13 protein-coding genes are annotated in these 18265 nt (G+C 72.4%); 6 read left to right on the top strand and 7 right to left on the bottom strand.

The annotated features are described in order from the left end of the window. Together guaA and VTA80_RS12745 are read right to left on the bottom strand one after the other, a co-directional pair. On the bottom strand, nucleotides 1-1584 hold the full coding sequence (guaA, locus tag VTA80_RS12750) for a glutamine-hydrolyzing GMP synthase (RefSeq protein WP_407341469.1): 1584 nt from the start codon (nucleotides 1582-1584) through the stop codon (nucleotides 1-3). After that, nucleotides 1581-1979, bottom strand: a complete 399-nt coding sequence (locus VTA80_RS12745; protein ID WP_407341468.1) for a DUF3817 domain-containing protein — start codon at nucleotides 1977-1979, stop codon at nucleotides 1581-1583. The genes guaA and VTA80_RS12745 overlap by 4 nt, the downstream gene beginning before the upstream one ends. 97 nt (nucleotides 1980-2076) lie before the next feature. On the opposite strand from VTA80_RS12745, the gene VTA80_RS12740 reads away from it, so the two are divergent. Together VTA80_RS12740 and VTA80_RS12735 are read left to right on the top strand one after the other, a co-directional pair. Continuing rightward, entirely contained in the window at nucleotides 2077-3843 is a 1767-nt protein-coding gene (locus tag VTA80_RS12740; RefSeq protein ID WP_407341467.1) for an ABC transporter transmembrane domain-containing protein, read from the top strand. Continuing rightward, nucleotides 3824-5557: an ABC transporter ATP-binding protein gene (locus VTA80_RS12735; RefSeq protein WP_407341466.1), complete on the top strand. Its 1734-nt coding sequence runs from the start codon at nucleotides 3824-3826 to the stop codon at nucleotides 5555-5557. The genes VTA80_RS12740 and VTA80_RS12735 overlap by 20 nt, the downstream gene beginning before the upstream one ends. Before the next feature lie 18 nt (nucleotides 5558-5575). On the opposite strand, the gene VTA80_RS12730 is transcribed toward VTA80_RS12735, so the two are convergent. Continuing rightward, the gene (locus VTA80_RS12730) at nucleotides 5576-7033 is read right to left on the bottom strand and encodes a DUF222 domain-containing protein (protein WP_407341465.1); all 1458 of its coding nucleotides are present in this window, start codon (nucleotides 7031-7033) and stop codon (nucleotides 5576-5578) included. A 47-nt stretch (nucleotides 7034-7080) separates the two neighbouring features. Then, nucleotides 7081-8151: an NAD-dependent epimerase/dehydratase family protein gene (locus VTA80_RS12725; protein WP_407341464.1), complete on the bottom strand. Its 1071-nt coding sequence runs from the start codon at nucleotides 8149-8151 to the stop codon at nucleotides 7081-7083. A gap of 84 nt (nucleotides 8152-8235) precedes the next feature. On the opposite strand from VTA80_RS12725, the gene arfB reads away from it, so the two are divergent. Then, complete coding sequence (gene arfB, locus VTA80_RS12720; RefSeq protein ID WP_407341463.1) at nucleotides 8236-8664, top strand: alternative ribosome rescue aminoacyl-tRNA hydrolase ArfB; 429 nt, start codon at nucleotides 8236-8238, stop codon at nucleotides 8662-8664. On the opposite strand, the gene VTA80_RS12715 is transcribed toward arfB, so the two are convergent. Continuing rightward, on the bottom strand, nucleotides 8630-9508 hold the full coding sequence (locus VTA80_RS12715) for an SURF1 family protein (protein ID WP_407341462.1): 879 nt from the start codon (nucleotides 9506-9508) through the stop codon (nucleotides 8630-8632). The two genes, arfB and VTA80_RS12715, sit on opposite strands and share 35 nt — an antisense overlap. Nucleotides 9509-9758: 250 nt before the next feature. Between VTA80_RS12715 and VTA80_RS12710 the strand changes: the two genes are divergently transcribed. The 3 genes from VTA80_RS12710 to VTA80_RS12700 are packed head-to-tail and all read left to right on the top strand — an operon-like array spanning nucleotide 9759 to nucleotide 15585. Further along, nucleotides 9759-12242, top strand: coding sequence for a phosphoketolase (locus VTA80_RS12710; protein ID WP_407345768.1), 2484 nt, complete (start codon nucleotides 9759-9761; stop codon nucleotides 12240-12242). Next, on the top strand, nucleotides 12239-14395 hold the full coding sequence (gene pta, locus VTA80_RS12705) for a phosphate acetyltransferase (RefSeq protein WP_407341461.1): 2157 nt from the start codon (nucleotides 12239-12241) through the stop codon (nucleotides 14393-14395). Before VTA80_RS12710 ends, pta begins: the two co-directional genes overlap by 4 nt. Continuing rightward, nucleotides 14392-15585, top strand: coding sequence for an acetate/propionate family kinase (locus tag VTA80_RS12700; RefSeq protein ID WP_407341460.1), 1194 nt, complete (start codon nucleotides 14392-14394; stop codon nucleotides 15583-15585). Before pta ends, VTA80_RS12700 begins: the two co-directional genes overlap by 4 nt. Nucleotides 15586-15743: 158 nt before the next feature. Here the strand turns inward: VTA80_RS12700 and VTA80_RS12695 are convergent, their stop codons facing one another. Next, a complete protein-coding gene (locus VTA80_RS12695; protein ID WP_407341459.1) occupies nucleotides 15744-16631 on the bottom strand; it encodes an alpha/beta hydrolase fold domain-containing protein in 888 nt (295 codons plus the stop codon). Beyond that, a complete protein-coding gene (locus tag VTA80_RS12690) occupies nucleotides 16628-18247 on the bottom strand; it encodes a succinic semialdehyde dehydrogenase (RefSeq protein ID WP_407341458.1) in 1620 nt (539 codons plus the stop codon). Before VTA80_RS12690 ends, VTA80_RS12695 begins: the two co-directional genes overlap by 4 nt. Between the last annotated feature and the right edge of the window lie 18 nt (nucleotides 18248-18265).

The following is an 18265-nucleotide window of genomic DNA, read 5'->3' as shown; positions in this document are numbered from 1 at the left end:
CTACTCCCACTCGATGGTGCCCGGCGGCTTGCTCGTGATGTCGAGCACGACCCGGTTCACCTCAGGCACCTCGTTGGTGATGCGGGTGGAGATCGCGGCGAGCACGTCGAACGGCACGCGCGTCCAGTCCGCCGTCATGGCGTCCTCGGAGCTGACCGGGCGCAGCACGATCGGGTGGCCGTAGGTGCGGCCGTCGCCCTGCACGCCGACCGAGCGCACGTCACCGAGCAGGACGACCGGGCACTGCCAGATCTCGCGGTCGAGCCCGGCGCGCGTGAGCTCGTCGCGCGCGATGGCGTCGGCCGCGCGCAGGATGTCGAGCCGTTCGGCCGTGACCTCGCCGACGATCCGGATGCCGAGACCCGGTCCAGGGAACGGCTGGCGCCAGACGATCGCCTCGGGCACGCCGAGCTGGAGCCCGACCGCGCGCACCTCGTCCTTGAACAGCGTCCGCAGCGGCTCGACGAGCGAGAACTGCAGGTCGTCCGGCAGGCCGCCGACGTTGTGGTGGCTCTTGATGTTCGCGGCACCCTCGCCGCCGCCGGACTCGACGACGTCGGGGTAGAGCGTGCCCTGGACGAGGAACTTGACGTCCTCGCCGGCCGAGCCGGCCTCGTTCACGAGCTCGCGCGCGGCCTGCTCGAAGACCCGGATGAACTCCCGGCCGATGATCTTGCGCTTGGTCTCCGGGTCGCTCACGCCCGCGAGCGCGTTGAGGAACCGCTCGCGCGCATCGACGACCATGAGGCGCACCCCGGTCGCGGCGACGAAGTCGGTCTCGACCTGCTCGGCCTCGCCGGTGCGCAGCAGCCCGTGGTCGACGAACACGCAGGTCAGCTGCGCGCCGATGGCCTTCTGGACCAGTGCCGCGGCGACCGAGGAGTCCACGCCGCCGGACAGGCCGCAGATCACCCGAGCGCCCCCGACCTGCGCGCGGATCGCCGCGACCTGGTCGGCGATGACGTTGCCGGGGTTCCAGTCGGGGGCGAGCCCCGCGCCGTCGTACAGGAAGTTCTCGAGGGCCCGCTGGCCGAGCGGGGAGTGCTTGACCTCGGGGTGCCACTGCATGCCGTACAGGTGCCGCTCGCTGTCCTCGAACGCCGCGACCGGGGAACCGGGCGACATCGCGAGCACGGTGAACCCCTCGGGGGCGACCTGCACCGCGTCGCCGTGGCTCATCCACACCGTCTGCTGCGCGGGCGAGCCTGCGAGCAGGTCACCGGCGTCGGCCACGACCACCGAGGTTCCGCCGTACTCGCTGCGCCCGGTCTGCGCGACCGTGCCGCCCAGCGCCTGGGCCATCACCTGGAAGCCGTAGCAGATGCCGAGCACGGGGACGCCGGCGTCGAACAGCGCGGGGTCGACCGACGGGGCGCCGTCTGCGTACACGCTCGACGGTCCGCCGGAAAGGATGATGGCCGACGGGTTCTTCGCGAGCATCTGCTCGACCGTGGCCGTGTGGGGCACGATCTCGGAGTAGACGCTCGCCTCGCGCACGCGACGCGCGATCAGCTGGGCGTACTGCGCCCCGAAGTCGACAACAAGAACAGGCCGCAACGGCGGCGGGGTGGGGGTGGGGGTCACTGACCCAGGGTAGTCGCCGGGCCGAGGAGCCCCTCGGCGTCGGCGTGGACGCGACGCTCGACGACGAACGACATCACCGGCACGACGCCGCCGAGGACCATGACGATCAGGCGACCGAAGCCCCAGCGCATCTTCGACCACAGGTCGAGCACGGTGACCAGGTACACGATGTACACGAAGCCGTGGAACTGCGGGATCCAACCGATCCAGGTGAGCACGTCCGGCCCGACCTGCACGACGTAATGGAGCACGATCTCGACGCAGAGGACGAGCAGCATCACGCCGGTGACCCACGCCATCACGCGGTAGCGGCCGACGGCGGCGCGCGCCTTGGCGGGTTCACGCACCGTGGGCACGCGGGGCACGGTGGGGTTCGGGACGGACTGACTTGGCATGCCCCGATCATCCCTCATCGACCCGTGCGGCGGTACGCCGTCCGCGGGCGGAAAAACGTTCGTGGTTTGGCCTTGGTGCGACCTAACGTGGGATCTCGTGCGCTCCTTACCCCTCGCCGATCCCGGCACTCCCCCGTTGACCTCGCCGCTCGCGTACCTGCTCTGGCAGGCGCGGGCCCAGTGGGGCATCCTGCTCGCGGCGATCATCGTCGGCGTGGTGGGGAACGTGGCCGGCGCCTTCCTGCCCTACGTCATCGGGGGCATCGTCGACGACGGGCTGACCGACGGGATCTCCCCGGCACTGCTCACCGGTTGCCTGGTCCTCGCCGCGGTCGGCCTCGTGCAGGTGGCGTGCAACGTCGTCGGCCACCGGCTCGACGTCCAGAACTGGCTGCGCGCGGCGTTCGCGTCCTCGCAGCTCATCGGGCACCACGTCACCCGCACAGGTGATGCCGTCACGTCCGAGCTGCCCACGGGCGAGGTCATCGCCACCGTCGCGTCCGATGCGCTCCGCCTCGGCGAGGTGTACGCCATCGCGGCCCGGTTCGTCGGTGGGCTCGCGGCCTATGCCGCGATCGCCGTCGTCCTGGCGCGGACCTCGGCCACGCTCGGCGTGCTCGCGCTCGTCGGCCTGCCCATCGTGGTCGGCGTGCTCGCGCTGCTCGTCAAGCCGTTGCAGGCACGGCAGGCCGAGCAGCGCGAGGCGAGCGGCCGCCTGACGACGCTCGGCGCCGACACCGTCTCCGGGCTGCGGATCCTGCGCGGCATCGGCGGCGAAGAGGTCTTCGCCGACCGGTACCGCGCGCAGTCCCAGACGGTGCGCCGCGCCGGGGTCCGGGTCGCGCAGACCCAGTCGCTCCTCGACGCGCTGCAGACCCTGCTCCCCGGCGCGTTCCTCGTCGCGGTTGTGTGGGTCGGCGCGCGCCTGGCGCTCGTCGGCGAGATCACGCCTGGCCAGCTCGTCGCGCTGTACGGGTTCGCGGCCTTCCTCACCCAACCCCTGTGGACCGCGACCGAAGCCATGCGCGTCGCGTCCCGGGCGTACATCGGCGCGGGCAAGATCATCAAGGTGCTCGCCGTGCCCGTCGCGTCCGCAAGCGACCGGCCGATCGCACAGACCCCGGAGCCCGGCGCCGACCTGGTCGACCCGGCGAGCGGGCTGGTCGTGCGGGCCGGTCAGTTCGTCGCGCTCGTCGGCGCCGACCCGGACGCCACCGCCCGCATCGCCGCCCGGCTCGGGCGATTCGACGCGCCCGACGGGTCCGACGACGCCGCCGGCCGCGTCCAGTGGGGCGACGCGCTGCTCGCCGACCTGCCGCTCGCCGACGTCCGTGAGCGCATCGTCGTCGCCGAGTCCACCCCGCACCTGTTCACCGGCGCGCTCGCGACCGAGCTCGACGTGCGCGGGCGGGCGGACGACGCCGACCTGCTGGGGGCGCTCGCCGTGGCCGACGCCGCCGACGTGCTCGAGTCCGTCCCCGGCGGTCTCGCGGGCGAGATCGCCGAGCAGGGCCGCTCGCTCTCCGGCGGGCAGCGGCAACGAGTCGCGTTGGCCCGGGCGCTGCTCACCGAGGCCGAGGTGCTCGTGCTGGTCGAACCGACCAGCGCGGTCGACGCCCACACCGAGGCCCGGATCGCTGGGCGGCTCGCGGGCGCCCGGCGGGGGCGGACCACCGTCGTCGTCACCGCCAGCCCGCTGGTGCTCGACGCCGTCGACGAGGTCGCGTTCGTCGAGGGCGGTCGGGTCCGCGCCGTCGGGCGGCACCGCACGCTGATCGACGCCGACTCCGAGGCCGGGCGGGCCTACCGCGCCGTCGTCTCCCGAGGAACCGAGGAGGTCCACCATGCTGCTGCCCGTCGCTGACGCCACCGCGGTCCGCCGCCACACGGCGGTGCTCGTGCGCCACCACCACCGCGCGCTCGGGATCGTCGTCACCCTGCACGCCCTCGCGGCGACCGCCGGGCTTGCGGGTCCGTGGCTGCTCGGCCGCATGGTCGACGACGTCGCGAACGGCACCACGGTCGCCGCGATCGACCAGGCGGTCGCGCTGCTGGTCGTCGCAGTGCTCGTCCAGACCGTCCTGGTCCGGTACGCGCAGCGCGGGGCCATGGTGCTCGGCGAGGCGGTCTTCGCGCAGCTGCGCGAGGAGTTCATGTCCACCGTGACGCGCCTGCCGCTGTCCACCGTGGAGCGGGCCGGCACCGGCGACCTGCTCGGTCGCACCACCAACGACATCGACCGGGTGCAGTACACGGTCCGGTTCGGTGTGCCCCGGATCCTGGTCACCACGACCACGATCGTGCTCACCGCCGTGGCCGCCGTCCTGACCGACCCGGTGGCGGCCCTGGCCCTGGTGGCCGGGCTGCCGCTGCTCGTCGGTGTCACGCGGTGGTACCTGCGCCGGGCCACGCCCGCGTACTTGCGCGAGTCGGCGGCCTACGCGACCCTCAACGGCACCATCACCGAGTCCGTCGAGGGGGCCCGCACGGTCGACGCCCTCGGCCTGGGTGCGCACCGCCGCGCCCGCGTCGACGGCGACCTGTCGAAGGCGTTCGCCGCCGAGTCGGCCACGCTGCGCCTGCGGACCGTGCTGTTCCCCGGGGTCGACACCGCCTTCCTGCTGCCAGTCCTGGCCGTCCTGATCTGGGGGGCCTACCTCATCTCGACCGGGCACGCCACGGTCGGTGCGATCACGACGATCACCCTGTATGCCGTCCAGGTGATCGGGCCGACGGGCGAGCTCATCTTCTGGCTCGACGAGATCCAGGTCGGGGCGACCTCGCTCGCGCGCATCATCGGCGTCGCGAACGTCCCCGCCGACCGCGCCAGCAGCGCGCAGTCCCCCGCCGACGAGCACGTCGTCGCCACCGGGGTCCGGTACGCGTACCGCCCGGGGCACGACGTGCTGCACGGGATCGACCTCGACCTGCGGGTGGGCGAACGCCTCGCCGTCGTCGGGCCGTCCGGTGCCGGCAAGTCGACGCTCGGGCGCATGCTCGCCGGGATCCACCCGCCCACCGGAGGCTCCGTGACCGTCGGCGGCGTCCCGCTCGTCGACCTGCCCCTGGCGGACCTGCGAGGGCACGTTGCGCTCGTCACCCAAGAGCACCACGTCTTCGTCGGCACGATCGCGGACAACCTGCGCCTCGCCCGAACCCAGGCCGACGACGACGAGCTCACCCGCGCGCTCGAGGCCACCGGCGCGTGGGGCTGGGTCAGCGCCCTGCCCGCAGCGCTCGAGACGGCTGTCGGCTCGGGCGGCGTGGTCCTCACCCCGGCGCAGGCACAACAGATCGCGCTCGCGCGACTCGTGCTGCTCGACCCGCACACGCTGGTGCTCGACGAGGCGACGAGCCTGCTCGACCCGCGCGCGGCGCGCGACCTCGAGCACTCGCTCTCGGCGGTGCTGGAGGGGCGCACAGTCGTGGCGATCGTGCACCGCCTGCACACCGCGCACGACGCCGACCGGGTCGCCGTGGTCGAGGACGGCCGGATCAGCGAGATCGGCTCCCACGACGAGCTTGTCGCAGCCGACGGCGGCTATGCGGCCCTGTGGCGCTCCTGGCAGCAGGACTGACCCCTTCACGGCAGTACGTCAGAACGGTGGTTCTGGGTCCGAGTCGAGTGGTGGTTCGGGGTCCCAATCGAGTGGTGGTTCGTGGCCGGGGGGTGGTTCGGGTCGGTGGGTGTAGGTGTGCCCGGTCGGGGTGGTCCAGGTGAAGGCGCCGGGGTCGTCGGGTCGAGTAGTCAGCCGCCAGCGGGCGTGGGTCTTGATCAGGTGGTCGCGTTTGCACAGGTTGCCGAGGTTGGCGGCGGAGGTGGCTCCGCCGGTGCCGTCGGGGTGGAACGGTTCGCGGTGGTCCAGCTCGCACCGGTGGGCCGGGACCGAGCAGATCGGGGACAGGCAGTGCCGGTCGCGGGCGCGCACGATCCGGGCGAGGTCGGCCGGTGGGTGGTAGCGGGTGGTGCCGACGTCCAGGACGGTGCCGGTGACCGGGTCGGTCACCAGCCGCCGCCACGTCCCGGCGGTAGCGAGCCGGCGGGCGGTCTGCGCGGTGATCGGCCCGTACCCGGCCAGCTCCCCAGGAGCGTCGTCCAGGCCGAGCAGGGTCGCCAGGGACACAGTCACGTCCACCCGCACCCCCGCGTCTGGCGTGCCCACGTCCGCCGTGGCCGGGTGGCCGAGCAGGGCGGTGGTGAACGCGTCGGCGCGCAGCTGGTCGGGGGTGCGGGGGTCGCCGGTTCCTTTGGTGGTGCGGGCGGCGGCGGACAGGGCGGTGTCGATCGCGGCCGCGGTGGCGCCGGGCAGGACGGCCCAGATGCCGGCCATGCCGTCGGGCAGGACCTTGGGGTGGCACACCCGGCGGCCCGTGACCGCGCGCACGACGCGTTGTTCGGCGTCGGTGGGGTCCACCACGATCAACGCTTTGGCCAGGTCGCGGCGCAGCTGGGCGTGGGTGCGCCGGCCCGCGCCGGGCAGCACCCGGGCCTGCACGTCCACCGCGACCTGCACCGCGACATCACCCAGGACGGCGGCGAAGATCTTCGCTTTGCCCCAGTCGATGTGACCGGCTTCTAACGCGACCCCGGTCAGGGTCAGCGGGCCGGTGAGCAGTCGGGCGGTGTCCACCAGTTCGCGTCCGGCCTGCCGGGAGGTCCCCAGGGCGGCGGCGACCTCTTCCCCGGCCACGTTCGGCTGGGAGACCTTCACGGGCCAGTACGGGTTCATCGACTCCCGCCGGGACAGCACCTCGATCGCGGCCAGCTGATGAGCCCGCGCGCTCGACGCGTCGCGTTCCAGCCGGGCGATCAGCTCCACCAGGTGGAAGTCGTCCAACCGCTGAGCGGCGACCTGCGCGTAGTCCCGCGGATCGACCGGCTCCCCGAGCGCCGCGTCCATCGCCGCCCACAGGGCTGCGATGCCCGCCGACGGCTCGACCCACGACGCGGGTGCGTCCCACGGCGTCGAAGGCTCCGCGGAAGCGCACCCGCCCGCGGCAGATCCAGGCCGCTGACCAGCCATGACGCCCCGGGAACGCGATTGTTCGAACATGTGTATGACTCTAGAACGAGCCACTGACATGCGCTCTCGACCCCGCGTCAGACCCCGCCGGGGCGGGCGCCCTCAAGGAGCGCGCCCTCGATCGCCGGAGGCAGACCGAACGCGGGCCGGCCACCGCCAGTCGCCGGCGCGGACCCAGCCGCCGACGGCACCGTCCGAAGCCACGACCAGGTGTCCCGCAGCGTTTCCGCGATCGGGCGGCTCGCCAGGCCTGCCGCCCGAGCGCTCGTGGCATCCACCTGCCACGCGGTGCGGGCGGCGTCCGCAGCGAGCCAGAACGGCAGGTGGGTCCACTCCTGCGCACCCGCGGCCACGAGCGTGTCGTCGTCGAGCGGGACCCACCGGACCGGCCGCTCGACGTCGTCCCCGATCACCGCCCGAGCCGTCTCGAGGAGCCCGCCGTAGGTGGTCATCCCCGCGTCGCCGGTCGCGTTCACCACGCCGCCGGCCCGCCGGTGCGCGGAGTCCACGAGCCAGTCAGCCAGGTCGCGCACATCCACGAACGCGACGGGCACCTCGAGGTTCGACGCCGGCACGACGACGTCCCCGCCCCGCGCGATGCGGCGCAGCCACCAGCCGAGCCGACCCGTCGGGTCGCCCGGTCCGATGATCAGGCCCGGCCGGGCGATCAGGAGCCGGTCGCCGAGCACGCCCTCGAGCACCCGCTCGCACTCCGCCTTCATTGGGCCGTAGCCCTCGGGTTCGGCGTCGGCGTCCGGATCGGCATCCGGCCCGACGACGCGTTCCGACCCGAACGTCGGGTCCCCCGTCCCCGTGATCGGCCCCGGCGGCCAGTCGCGATACGCGCTGATGGAGCTCACGAAGGCGTAGTGCCCGACGTCGGCCAGGTGGGCCGCCGTCGTCCGGACGCCCGCGACGGTGTACCCCGCGGTGTCGACCACGGCGTCGAACCTCCGGCCGGCGAGCGCAGCGGTGACGTAGGCCGGTGACGAACGGTCGGCGACGAGGGCGTGGACCCCGGTCGGTGACGGGGCAGTTCGTCGGGCGATCCCCCGGGTCAGCGTCGTCACGTCGTCGCCCCGCCGCACGGCCGTCGCCACGACGCAGCCGCCGAGCCAGCCGGTGCCGCCGATCACGAGGAGCCTCATGCGGCTGCCCCCACGGCGGCCCACGCCGCGACCGCCGCGGAGAAAGGGTTCGCGGTTCGCGCCCGGACGCGAGATCCTGGACGCATGTTCGGACCGGTGATGCTGCGCGGCGGCGTCGTCGTACCCGAGGACGAGCTGTCGTGGCGGTTCTCGCGTTCGAGCGGTCCGGGCGGGCAGTCGGTCAACACCGCCGACTCGCGCGTCGAGCTCACCTGGGACGTGGCCCGGACCGGCGTGCTGACGCCCGAGCTGCGCGAGCGGGCCATCGACCGGCTGGCCGGCCGGCTCGTGGGCGGCGTGCTCACGATCGCCGCGTCGGAGTACCGCTCCCAGCTGCGCAACCGTGAGGCGGCGCTGGTGCGGTTCGTCGCGCTCCTCGACTCCGCACTCGCGCCCCCCGGTCCGGTGCGGCGGGCCACCCGCCCCAGCCGCGGCTCCCGGAGACGCCGGACGGCGTCCGAGCGCCGACGCCGGGACATCAAAGCCGGTCGCCGTCGGCCGCCGACGGACTGAGCGAGCTGGGCGACGGCGTCGTCGGCTCGGGCTCGGGCTCGGGCTCGGGCTCGAACTCAGGCTCGCCCGCCGCCTCGTCCTTGACCAGCCGCAGCCACAAGAACAGCGCGAACCCGCCGAAGATCCACCACTGCAGCGCGTAGGCGAGGTTCTGGATGTTCCAGCGCCCCCCGTCGCTCTCGAGCGTCGGCGGTCCCAGCACGGAAAGGCCGGCCGGCTGCGGCGGCTGCGCCGTCTCGAGCACCACGTACGCCGAGTAGATCGGCCCACCCCACTCGTTGACGAGCTCGGCCGAGCTGATCGCGTCCACCTGCCCCGCGGGCGCGGCTCCGTTGCCCGGCGCCTCCGAGCCCTGCAGGAAGCCTGTGAGTTCCACCACGCCGTCGTCCACCGCGAGCAGGTCGCTCGCGCCCGGGTCCGCCACCCAGCCGCGCACGACGGGCAGCACCGGATCCGGACCCGCCCAGCCCGCGGCGCCGTCCGCCCCGGTCGCGCGCAGCGGGGTCAGCACGAGGTAGCCGGTGCGCCCGTCGAGCACCCGGCCGGGCACCAGTCGCTGGCCGGCGACGTCGTAGGTCCCGGTGACCGTCACCCGGCGTCCGACCAGGTCACCGCGGAACGACGCCTGGGGAGCGAGCACGTCGCCGAGCGGCGCCGGAGCCGCGGCCTCCTGCGACGCGACCTGCGCCTGGCCCTCCCTGTCCCCCCGCGCCTGGGCCCGGTCGAGCTGCCACACCCCGAGCCGCGCGCAGAGCGCCGCCGCCCCGAGCAGCACCACGAGCAGGACGAGCATGCGCGGGCGCACGGCGGCGCGCACGAGGGTCGTCGGCTGGTGCGGGGACACCCCCGCACGGTACCCGGCCCGGCCGCGGTCGAGGCAGCCCGCGCGGCGAGGGTCCGCGCCGCGGATATGGTTGCACCACGGGTACGCCTGATGATGGGCCGCCAAGAGCAATGTGCAGGGCAAAAGCCCTGTGGCTCCACCAGAGCTCGCGGGCTTCGTGCGTCATCAAGCCGACGGACCGGTGACGCGACCGCGTCCCGGGTGGCTACGTCAGCACAGGAGACGATTCATGCACACGCAAGCAATCGCAATGACGCCGGGGACCGCCACCCCCTGGGCCGGACGGCCGGATCAGCCCGTCAGCGACGCCACGCTCGACCTCGTCGACGGCTGGTGGCGCGCCGCGAACTACTTGTCGATCGGGCAGATCTACCTGCTCGACAACGCGCTGCTCCGCCGCCCGCTGACCCGCGACGACGTCAAGCCGCGCCTGGTCGGCCACTGGGGCACGACCCCGGGCCTGAACTTCATCTACGCGCACCTCAACCGCGCGATCGTCGAGCGCTCGCAGTCCACGATCTACATCACCGGCCCCGGCCACGGCGGGCCCGGCCTGGTCGCCAACGCGTACCTCGACGGCACCTACACCGAGATCTACACCGACATCACGCAGGACGACGAGGGGCTGCACCGGCTCTTCCGGCAGTTCTCGTTCCCGGGCGGGATCCCGAGCCACGTGGCGCCCGAGACGCCCGGCTCGATCCACGAGGGTGGCGAGCTCGGCTACGCGCTCTCGCACGCCTACGGCGCCGCGTTCGACAACCCCGACCTGCTGGTCGCGTGCGTCGTCGGCGACGGTGAGGCCGAGACCGGGCCGCTGGCGACGAGCTGGCACTCGAACAAGTTCGTCAACCCGGTCCAGGACGGCGTCGTCCTGCCGATCCTGCACCTCAACGGGTACAAGATCGCCAACCCGACAGTGCTCGCGCGCATCCCCGAGGAAGAGCTGCTCGACCTCATGCGCGGCTACGGGCACAAGCCGCACGCCTTCACCGGCGGGTTCGACGGCGAGGACCACGCGGCCGTGCACCGCCGCTTCGCCGAGCTGCTCGACGTCGTCCTGGACGAGATCGCCGAGATCAAGGCGAACGCCGCCGCCGGCGACCTCACGCGGCCGAAGTGGCCGATGATCATCATGCGCACCCCCAAGGGCTGGACCTGTCCGCCCGTCATCGACGGCAAGCAGGTCGAGAACTCCTGGCGCTCGCACCAGGTCCCGCTGTCGAGCGCGCGCGACACCGACGCGCACCTCAAGGTGCTCGAGGGCTGGCTCAAGTCCTACCGCGCCGACGAGCTGTTCGACGCGACCGGGCACCTGATCCCCGAGCTGCAGGCCACCGCGCCCGTCGGCCACCTGCGGATGAGCGACAACCCGGTCGCCAACGGTGGGCTCCTGCTGCACGACCTGCGGCTGCCGGACTTCCGCGACTTCGCCGTCGAGGTCCCGGTCCCGGGCGGCTCCATCAGCGAGGCGACCAAGGTCCTCGGACAGTGGCTCACCGAGGTCATCCGCCTCAACCCGACGAACTTCCGGATCTTCGGCCCGGACGAGACGGCGTCGAACCGGCTGCAGGCCGTGTACGACGTCACGAACAAGCAGTGGAACGCCCAGTACCTCGACACGGACGAGGGCGAGCACCTCGCCCGCGCCGGTCGGGTCATGGAGATGCTGTCCGAGCACCAGTGCCAGGGCTGGCTCGAGGGCTACCTGCTCACCGGCCGCCACGGCATGTTCAACTGCTACGAGGCGTTCATCCACATCGTCGACTCGATGTTCAACCAGCACGCCAAGTGGCTCAAGGTCTCCCACGAGATCCCGTGGCGCCGCCCGATCGCGTCGCTCAACTACCTGCTGTCCAGCCACGTGTGGCGCCAGGACCACAACGGCTTCAGCCACCAGGACCCCGGCTTCATCGACCACGTGATCAACAAGAAGGCCGAGATCGTCCGGGTGTACCTGCCGCCGGACGCCAACACGCTGCTCGCGACGTACGACCACTGCCTGCGCAGCAAGGACTACGTCAACGTCGTCGTGGCCGGCAAGCAGCCGGCGCCGAACTTCCTCACCATGGACCAGGCCGTGGCGCACTGCGCCCGCGGCCTCGGGATCTGGGAGTGGGCCGGCAACGAGAAGGACGGCGAGGAGCCCGACGTCGTCCTCGGCTGCGCGGGCGACGTCCCGACGCTCGAGACCCTCGCGGCCGCGGACCTGCTGCGCACCTACCTGCCCGACCTCACCGTGCGCGTCGTGAACGTGCTCGACCTGATGCGCCTGCAGGACGCCGGCGAGCACCCCCACGGCCTGTCCGACCGGGACTTCGACGCCCTGTTCACGACCGACAAGCCGGTCGTCTTCGCTTACCACGGGTACCCGTGGCTCATCCATCGCCTGACCTACCGCCGCCACGGCCACTCCAACATCCACGTGCGCGGGTACAAGGAAGAGGGCACGACGACGACGCCGTTCGACATGGTCATGCTCAACGACCTCGACCGGTTCCACCTCGTCATGGACGTCATCGACCGCGTGCCGAAGCTCGGCTCACGCGCCGCCGGCCTGCGCCAGCGGATGACCGACGCGCGCCTCGAGGCGCGCCAATACACCCGGGAACACGGTGAAGACATGCCCTGGATCGCCGACTGGGTGTGGCCCGACGCCGGGACCAACGCTTCCGAGACCGGCGCTGCCCCGCGCGGTTCCTCGGTAGTTGCAACAGGAGGAGACAACGAATGACGGATTCACTGCATCTTGCGGAACCCGAGGCTGCGGCACCCACCGCCGTCGCCGCCGCAGCCGCTCGGAGCATCTACATCACCTCCCCCGAGGGAGACACCGGGAAGTCCACGGTGGCCCTCGGGGTGCTCGACCACCTGACGCGCAAGGCACAGCGGGTAGGGGTGTTCCGCCCGGTCGCCCGGTCGGGAGACGCCCGCGACTACGTCCTGGAGCTCCTCCTCGCCCACGACGGTGTCGACCTCACCTATGACCTCTGCGTGGGTGTCACCTACGAGCAGGTCCACGACGACCCGGAGCAGGCCCTCGCCGACATCGTGGCCAAGTACCACGAGGTCGCGCGCCAGTGCGACGTCGTCGTCATCGTCGGCACCGACTACACCGACGTGGCCGGCCCGACCGAGCTGTACTACAACGCCCGCATCGCGGCCAACCTCGGCGCCCCCGTGCTGCTCGTGGTCAGCGGCGACGGCCGCAGCCCGGACGAGATCCGCCAGGTCGTCGGCGTCGCGATCGGCGAGCTGCGCACCCACCACGCCCAGGTCATCGGGATCGTCGCGAACCGCTGCCTGACCACGGACCTCGCCCGCGTGCGCGCGGCCCTGTCCGGCCCGGCCCCCGTGTGGACCATCCCGGAGGAGCCGTTCCTGTTCGCTCCCACCGTCGGTGCCCTCATGACGGCCGTCGAGGGACGGCTCGTGATCGGCGACGAGGAGCTCCTCAGTCGCGAGACGCTCGACGTCCAGGTCGGCGCGATGTCGTTCGAGCACCTGCTGGACCGGCTGTCCGACGGCGCCGTCGTCATCACCCCCGGCGACCGGTACGACATCCTGCTCGGCCTGCTCACCGCGCACGCTGCGAACGGCTTCCCGTCCCTCGCGGGGATCATCCTCAACGGCGGCTACTACCCGCCCGCGTCGGTGGCCCGCCTGGTCGAGAGCCTCGGCCAGCGCCTGCCGATCATCCGCACCGACCTCGGCACGTTCCGGACCGCGAACGCGGCCGCCACCACCCGCGGCCGGCTCTCGGCCGACTCGCAGCGCAAGATCGACACGGCCCTCGCGCTCTTCGAGAACCACGTCGACGGCGCCGCGCTGCTCGCTGCGCTGGACGTCCCGCGCACCGAGGTCGTCACCCCGCTGATGTTCGAGTACAACCTCCTGGACCGCGCCCGCGCGGACCGTCGCCACCTGGTCCTGCCCGAGGGCGCGGACGACCGGATCCTGCGCGCCGCGAGCAGCCTGCTCCAGCGCCAGGTCGCCGACCTCACGCTCCTCGGCGACGAGACGGCGATCCGCACCCGCGCGACCGAGCTCGGCCTCAACATCGACGAGGCCAAGATCATCGACCCGCGCTCGGGTGAGCTGCACGAGCAGTTCGCCAAGGCGTACACCGGGCTGCGTGCCCACAAGGGCATGACGCTCGAGCGGGCCCGCGAGATCGTGGCGTCGGTGTCGTACTTCGGCACCATGATGGTCGGCCTCGGCCTGGCGGACGGCATGGTCTCGGGTGCGATGCACACCACCGCGCACACCATCAAGCCGTCGTTCGAGATCATCAAGACGGTCCCGGGCGTCTCGGTCGTCTCCAGCGTGTTCCTCATGTGCATGACGGACCGCGTGCTGGTCTACGGCGACTGCGCCGTGAACCCGGACCCGACCGCCGAGCAGCTGGCCGACATCGCCATCTCCTCGGCCGAGACCGCCGCGCAGTTCGGCATCGAGCCGCGCATTGCGATGCTCTCGTACTCGACCGGCGAGTCCGCCGGCGGGGCCGACGTCGACAAGGTCCGCACCGCGACCGAGCTGGTCCGGGCGCGCCGTCCCGACCTGATCATCGAGGGACCGATCCAGTACGACGCCGCGGTCGACGCCTCCGTGGCCAAGACCAAGATGCCGGACTCGCTCGTCGCTGGCCGCGCCACCGTGTTCATCTTCCCGGACCTCAACACGGGGAACAACACGTACAAGGCGGTCCAGCGCTCGTCGGGCGCCATCGCCATCGGACCGATCCTGCAGGGCCTGCGCAAGCCGGTCAACGACCTCTCCCGAGGCGCGAACGTGCAGGACATCGTCAACACCGTCGCCTTCACGGCGATCCAGGCCCAGGCGCTCCGCGCGCAGTCCCAGCACACCTTGGAGCAGAACACGTGAGCTCGCTAGTCCTCGTCATCAACTCGGGGTCCTCGTCGATCAAGTACCAGCTGGTCGACGCCGACTCGGGCGACGCGCTGGCCGGCGGCATCATCGAGCGCATCGGTCAGCCGATGGGCTCGATCAAGCACGACGGGCTCGACGGGCGCACCAAGCTCGAGGAGCCGGTCGCCAACCACGAGGCCGGTCTTGCGACGATCCTCGGGCTGTTCGCCACCCACGGCCCCCAGCTCGAGGCCTCGAAGCTGACCGCCATTGGGCACCGCGTCGTGCAGGGCGGTACCCAGTTCACGGGTCCGACCCTGATAGACGACGACGTGGAGAAGGCCATCGAGGAGTGGTCCACCCTCGCGCCGCTGCACAACCCGCCGAACCTGGACGGCATCCGTGCCGCCCGGGCCGCGTTCCCCGGGGTGCCCCACGTCGCGGTCTTCGACACGTCGTTCCACACGACCCTGCCGGCCGCCGCGTACACGTACGCGATCGACCGCAAGGTCGCCGCGGACTACTCGATCCGTCGCTACGGCGCGCACGGGACCTCGCACCAGTTCGTCTCGCGGACCACCGCGGAGCTGATGGGCAAGGACCCGAGCGAGGTCAACGTCATCGTGCTGCACCTCGGTAACGGCGCGTCGGCCACGGCCGTGCGCGGCGGGCTCTCCGTCGAGACCTCGATGGGGCTCACGCCGCTCGAGGGCCTGGTCATGGGCACCCGGTCCGGGGACCTCGACCCGGCGCTGCTCATCCACCTCGGCCGGGTCGCCGGCATGAGCCTCGACGACCTGGACGGGCTGCTCAACCGCACGTCCGGAATGCTCGGGCTGTGCGGGTTCTCGGACATGCGCGACGTGCACGCCGCGGTCGAGGCAGGCAACGAGGACGCCGCCACGGCGCTCGAGGTCTACTACCACCGGATCAAGGGCTACGTCGGCAACTACTACGCCCAGCTCGGGCACGTGGACGCGATCGCGTTCACGGCCGGGATCGGCGAGAAGGACAGTGCGGTGCGCGCCGGCGCCCTGGCCGGTCTCGAGGGCCTCGGCATCGAGATCGACCCGGTCCGCAACGCGGTCCGGTCCGACGACGCGCGGATCATCTCGACGGACGCCTCCAAGGTGACCGTCTGGGTCGTCCCGACCAACGAAGAGCTGGAGATCGCCAGGGAATCGGTCAAGGTCGTCACGGCCTGACCCGCACTCCCACCCAGCATCACCACCCGCAGGTAGAACCACCAGCAGGTAGAACCACCAGCAGGTAGAACCACCCCGCGAACTCGGACATCCGGTTCGAACTAGGACACTGCAGTGTCCTAGTTCGAAGGATTCCTCCGAGTTCGCGGGGTGGTTTTCTATGCCAGGTGGGTGGTGAAGTGCTTGACCGTCTCGTCCAGCGGGGGGCGGGGGTCGGTGCCCTCGAAGCAGTGGTCCGCGCCCGGGACGAGGGTCAAGGTGACGTCGCGGGCGCCGGCGGCCAGCAGGGCGTCGCGCAGGCGCACGCTCTGGTCCAGTGGCACGATCGTGTCCGCGTCGCCGCTCAGCAGGAGCATCGGGGGGGCCGACGACGTCGCGTGCGTCACCGGCGACGCGGCCGCGGCCCACGACGGCGCGTCGGCCGGGGTGAAGCCGAGGAACCTCGCCTCCACGGCGTCCGACTCGTCGTCGGACGCGAGCGGGTGGGCGGACCGCCGCGATGTGAAGTCGGTGACGCCGTAGAGGATCGCTGCGGCCTGCACCGCGGTGCTCGGTCCGGCAAGACCGACGTCGCCCTCGAACGCCGGGTCGTCGCCGGTCAGGGCGATCATGGCCGCGAGTTGCCCCCCGGCGCTCTCCCCGCACACCCCGAACCGGCCGGGGTCGATCCCCAGGTCGCCCGCGTGCGCGCGCAGGAACCGCACCGCAGCCTTCACGTCGTGCAGCGCCGCCGGGTAGCGCGCCTCGCCCGAGAACCGGTAGTCCACGGTCGCGACCGCCAGGCCCGCGGCCACGAGCGCCTCGAACAGGTAGTCCGGCGGCCAGGTCGACGGCGTGAACCGACGGTCGCCGGCCTCCCAGCCCCCGCCGTGCACCCACACGACGCACGGCACGGACCCGGTGACGCCCGTTGGGACGTGCACGTCCAGCAGCAGAGGGCGGAACCCGCCGACCTCCGCGAAGGTCACCCCGCGGTGGCTCGTCGCACCGCGGATCGTCGCCGGGACGTCGAGCTTTCCGCCGACGAGACCACCCGTGACCGTCACGCCCGACCGACAGCCTTGAGGACCCGCAGCGCTCTCGTGAACAGCGCCGTCCACTGCTCGGCGGGCAGCCCGTAGAGCCGCCCGAGCCCGAGCTGCACCCCGTGCGCGCCCCGCTGGACGGCGATCGTCTGCACGTCGGTGACCTGCTCGATCCCCTCCGCCCCGTGCCGCGAACCCAGGCCCGACGCCTTGCGGCCACCCTGCGGCGCCGCGACCGATCCCCACGCCGCGGCGTACCCCTCGTTGACGTTGACCGTGCCGGCCACGATGCGCGCCGCGATCGCGCGCCCACGCGCCCCGGACCGCGTCCAGATGCTCGCGTTCAGCCCGAAGTCGGTGTCGTTCATCGCGGCGACCGCCTCGTCGTCGGACGCGACGCGGTACACGGACACCACGGGCCCGAAGGTCTCCTCGCGGTACACCGCGGCGTCGGTGGGCACGCCCTCGAGCACCGTCGGCTCGTAGAAGAGGGGCCCGAGGTCTCCGCGCTGCACCCCGCCCACCAGCGCGCGGGCACCGCGCGCAAGCGCGTCGTCGACGTGCGCAGTCACCTGGGCGAGCTGCGCGGCCGTGGTGAGCGAGCCGACGTCGGCCGTGTAGGCCAGGGCGCCGCCGAGCGTCAGCGCACGGATCCGACGAAGGAACGCGGCGATGAACTCGTCGGCGACGTCCTCGTGCAGGTACAGCCGCTCGATCGAGATGCACAGCTGACCGGCGCCCGAGAAGCACGCGCGCACGGCACCCTCCGCGGCCACCTCGACGTCGACATCCTCCGCGACATACATCGGGTTCTTTCCCCCGAGCTCGAGGCTGGCCCCGATGAGCCGCCCGCCGGCCCGCGCCGCGACCGAGCGGCCGGTCGCCGTCGAACCGGTGAACAGGACGTGGTCGACGGCGTCGACGACCGCGGACCCGATCGAGGGGCCGTGCCCGACGACGACCTGGAGCAGCCCGGCGGGCAGGCCCGCGGCTTCGAGCTGCTCGACCCCCCACAGCGCGGTGAGCACGGTCTGCGTGTCGGGCTTGAGCACGACCGCGTTGCCCGCGACGAGGGCCGGCAGAACATCGCCGAGCGAGAGGGCGAGCGGGTAGTTCCACGGCGAGATCACGCCGACGACGCCGACCGGGTGGTGCAGCACGGTCACGCCGGTGAGCACCGGGACGAGCCCGGGAACGCGGCGCGCGGCGAGGTAGTCGGCGGCGCGCAGACCGTAGTGGCGGGCCACCTGAGCGACGTCGACCACCTCTTCGAACGCGGCCGCGCGCGCCTTGCCGGACTCGAGCTGGATGAGGTCGAGCACGTCGGACTGGTTCGCCAGGATGAGGTCGTGCAGACGCAGCAGCACCGCGGCGCGCTCACGCACGGGCGTCAGCGCCCAGGGGCGTTGGGCCGCGCGGGCCCGGATGGCCGCCCGGGCGACGTCGTCGGGCGTGGAGAGCGGGACGGCCGCGAGCGGGCCGCCGGTGAAGGGCGCGTAGGTCGTCTCCGTCCCGGCCCCGGCGGACACCGCGATCCGGACCAGGAGCGCGCGGACGTCGTCGGGTTCCAGGACGTAGGTCGCGCGGGGGTCCGTCTCCGGATCGATCAGGTGGTGCGCATGCGGGTCGGAAGCCATGTCGGCCAGGCTACGACC

It is taken from the genome of Pengzhenrongella phosphoraccumulans (assembly GCF_045689905.1).
Classification (GTDB): domain Bacteria; phylum Actinomycetota; class Actinomycetes; order Actinomycetales; family Cellulomonadaceae; genus Pengzhenrongella; species Pengzhenrongella phosphoraccumulans.
This window is presented reverse-complemented; position numbering and strand designations above follow the sequence as displayed.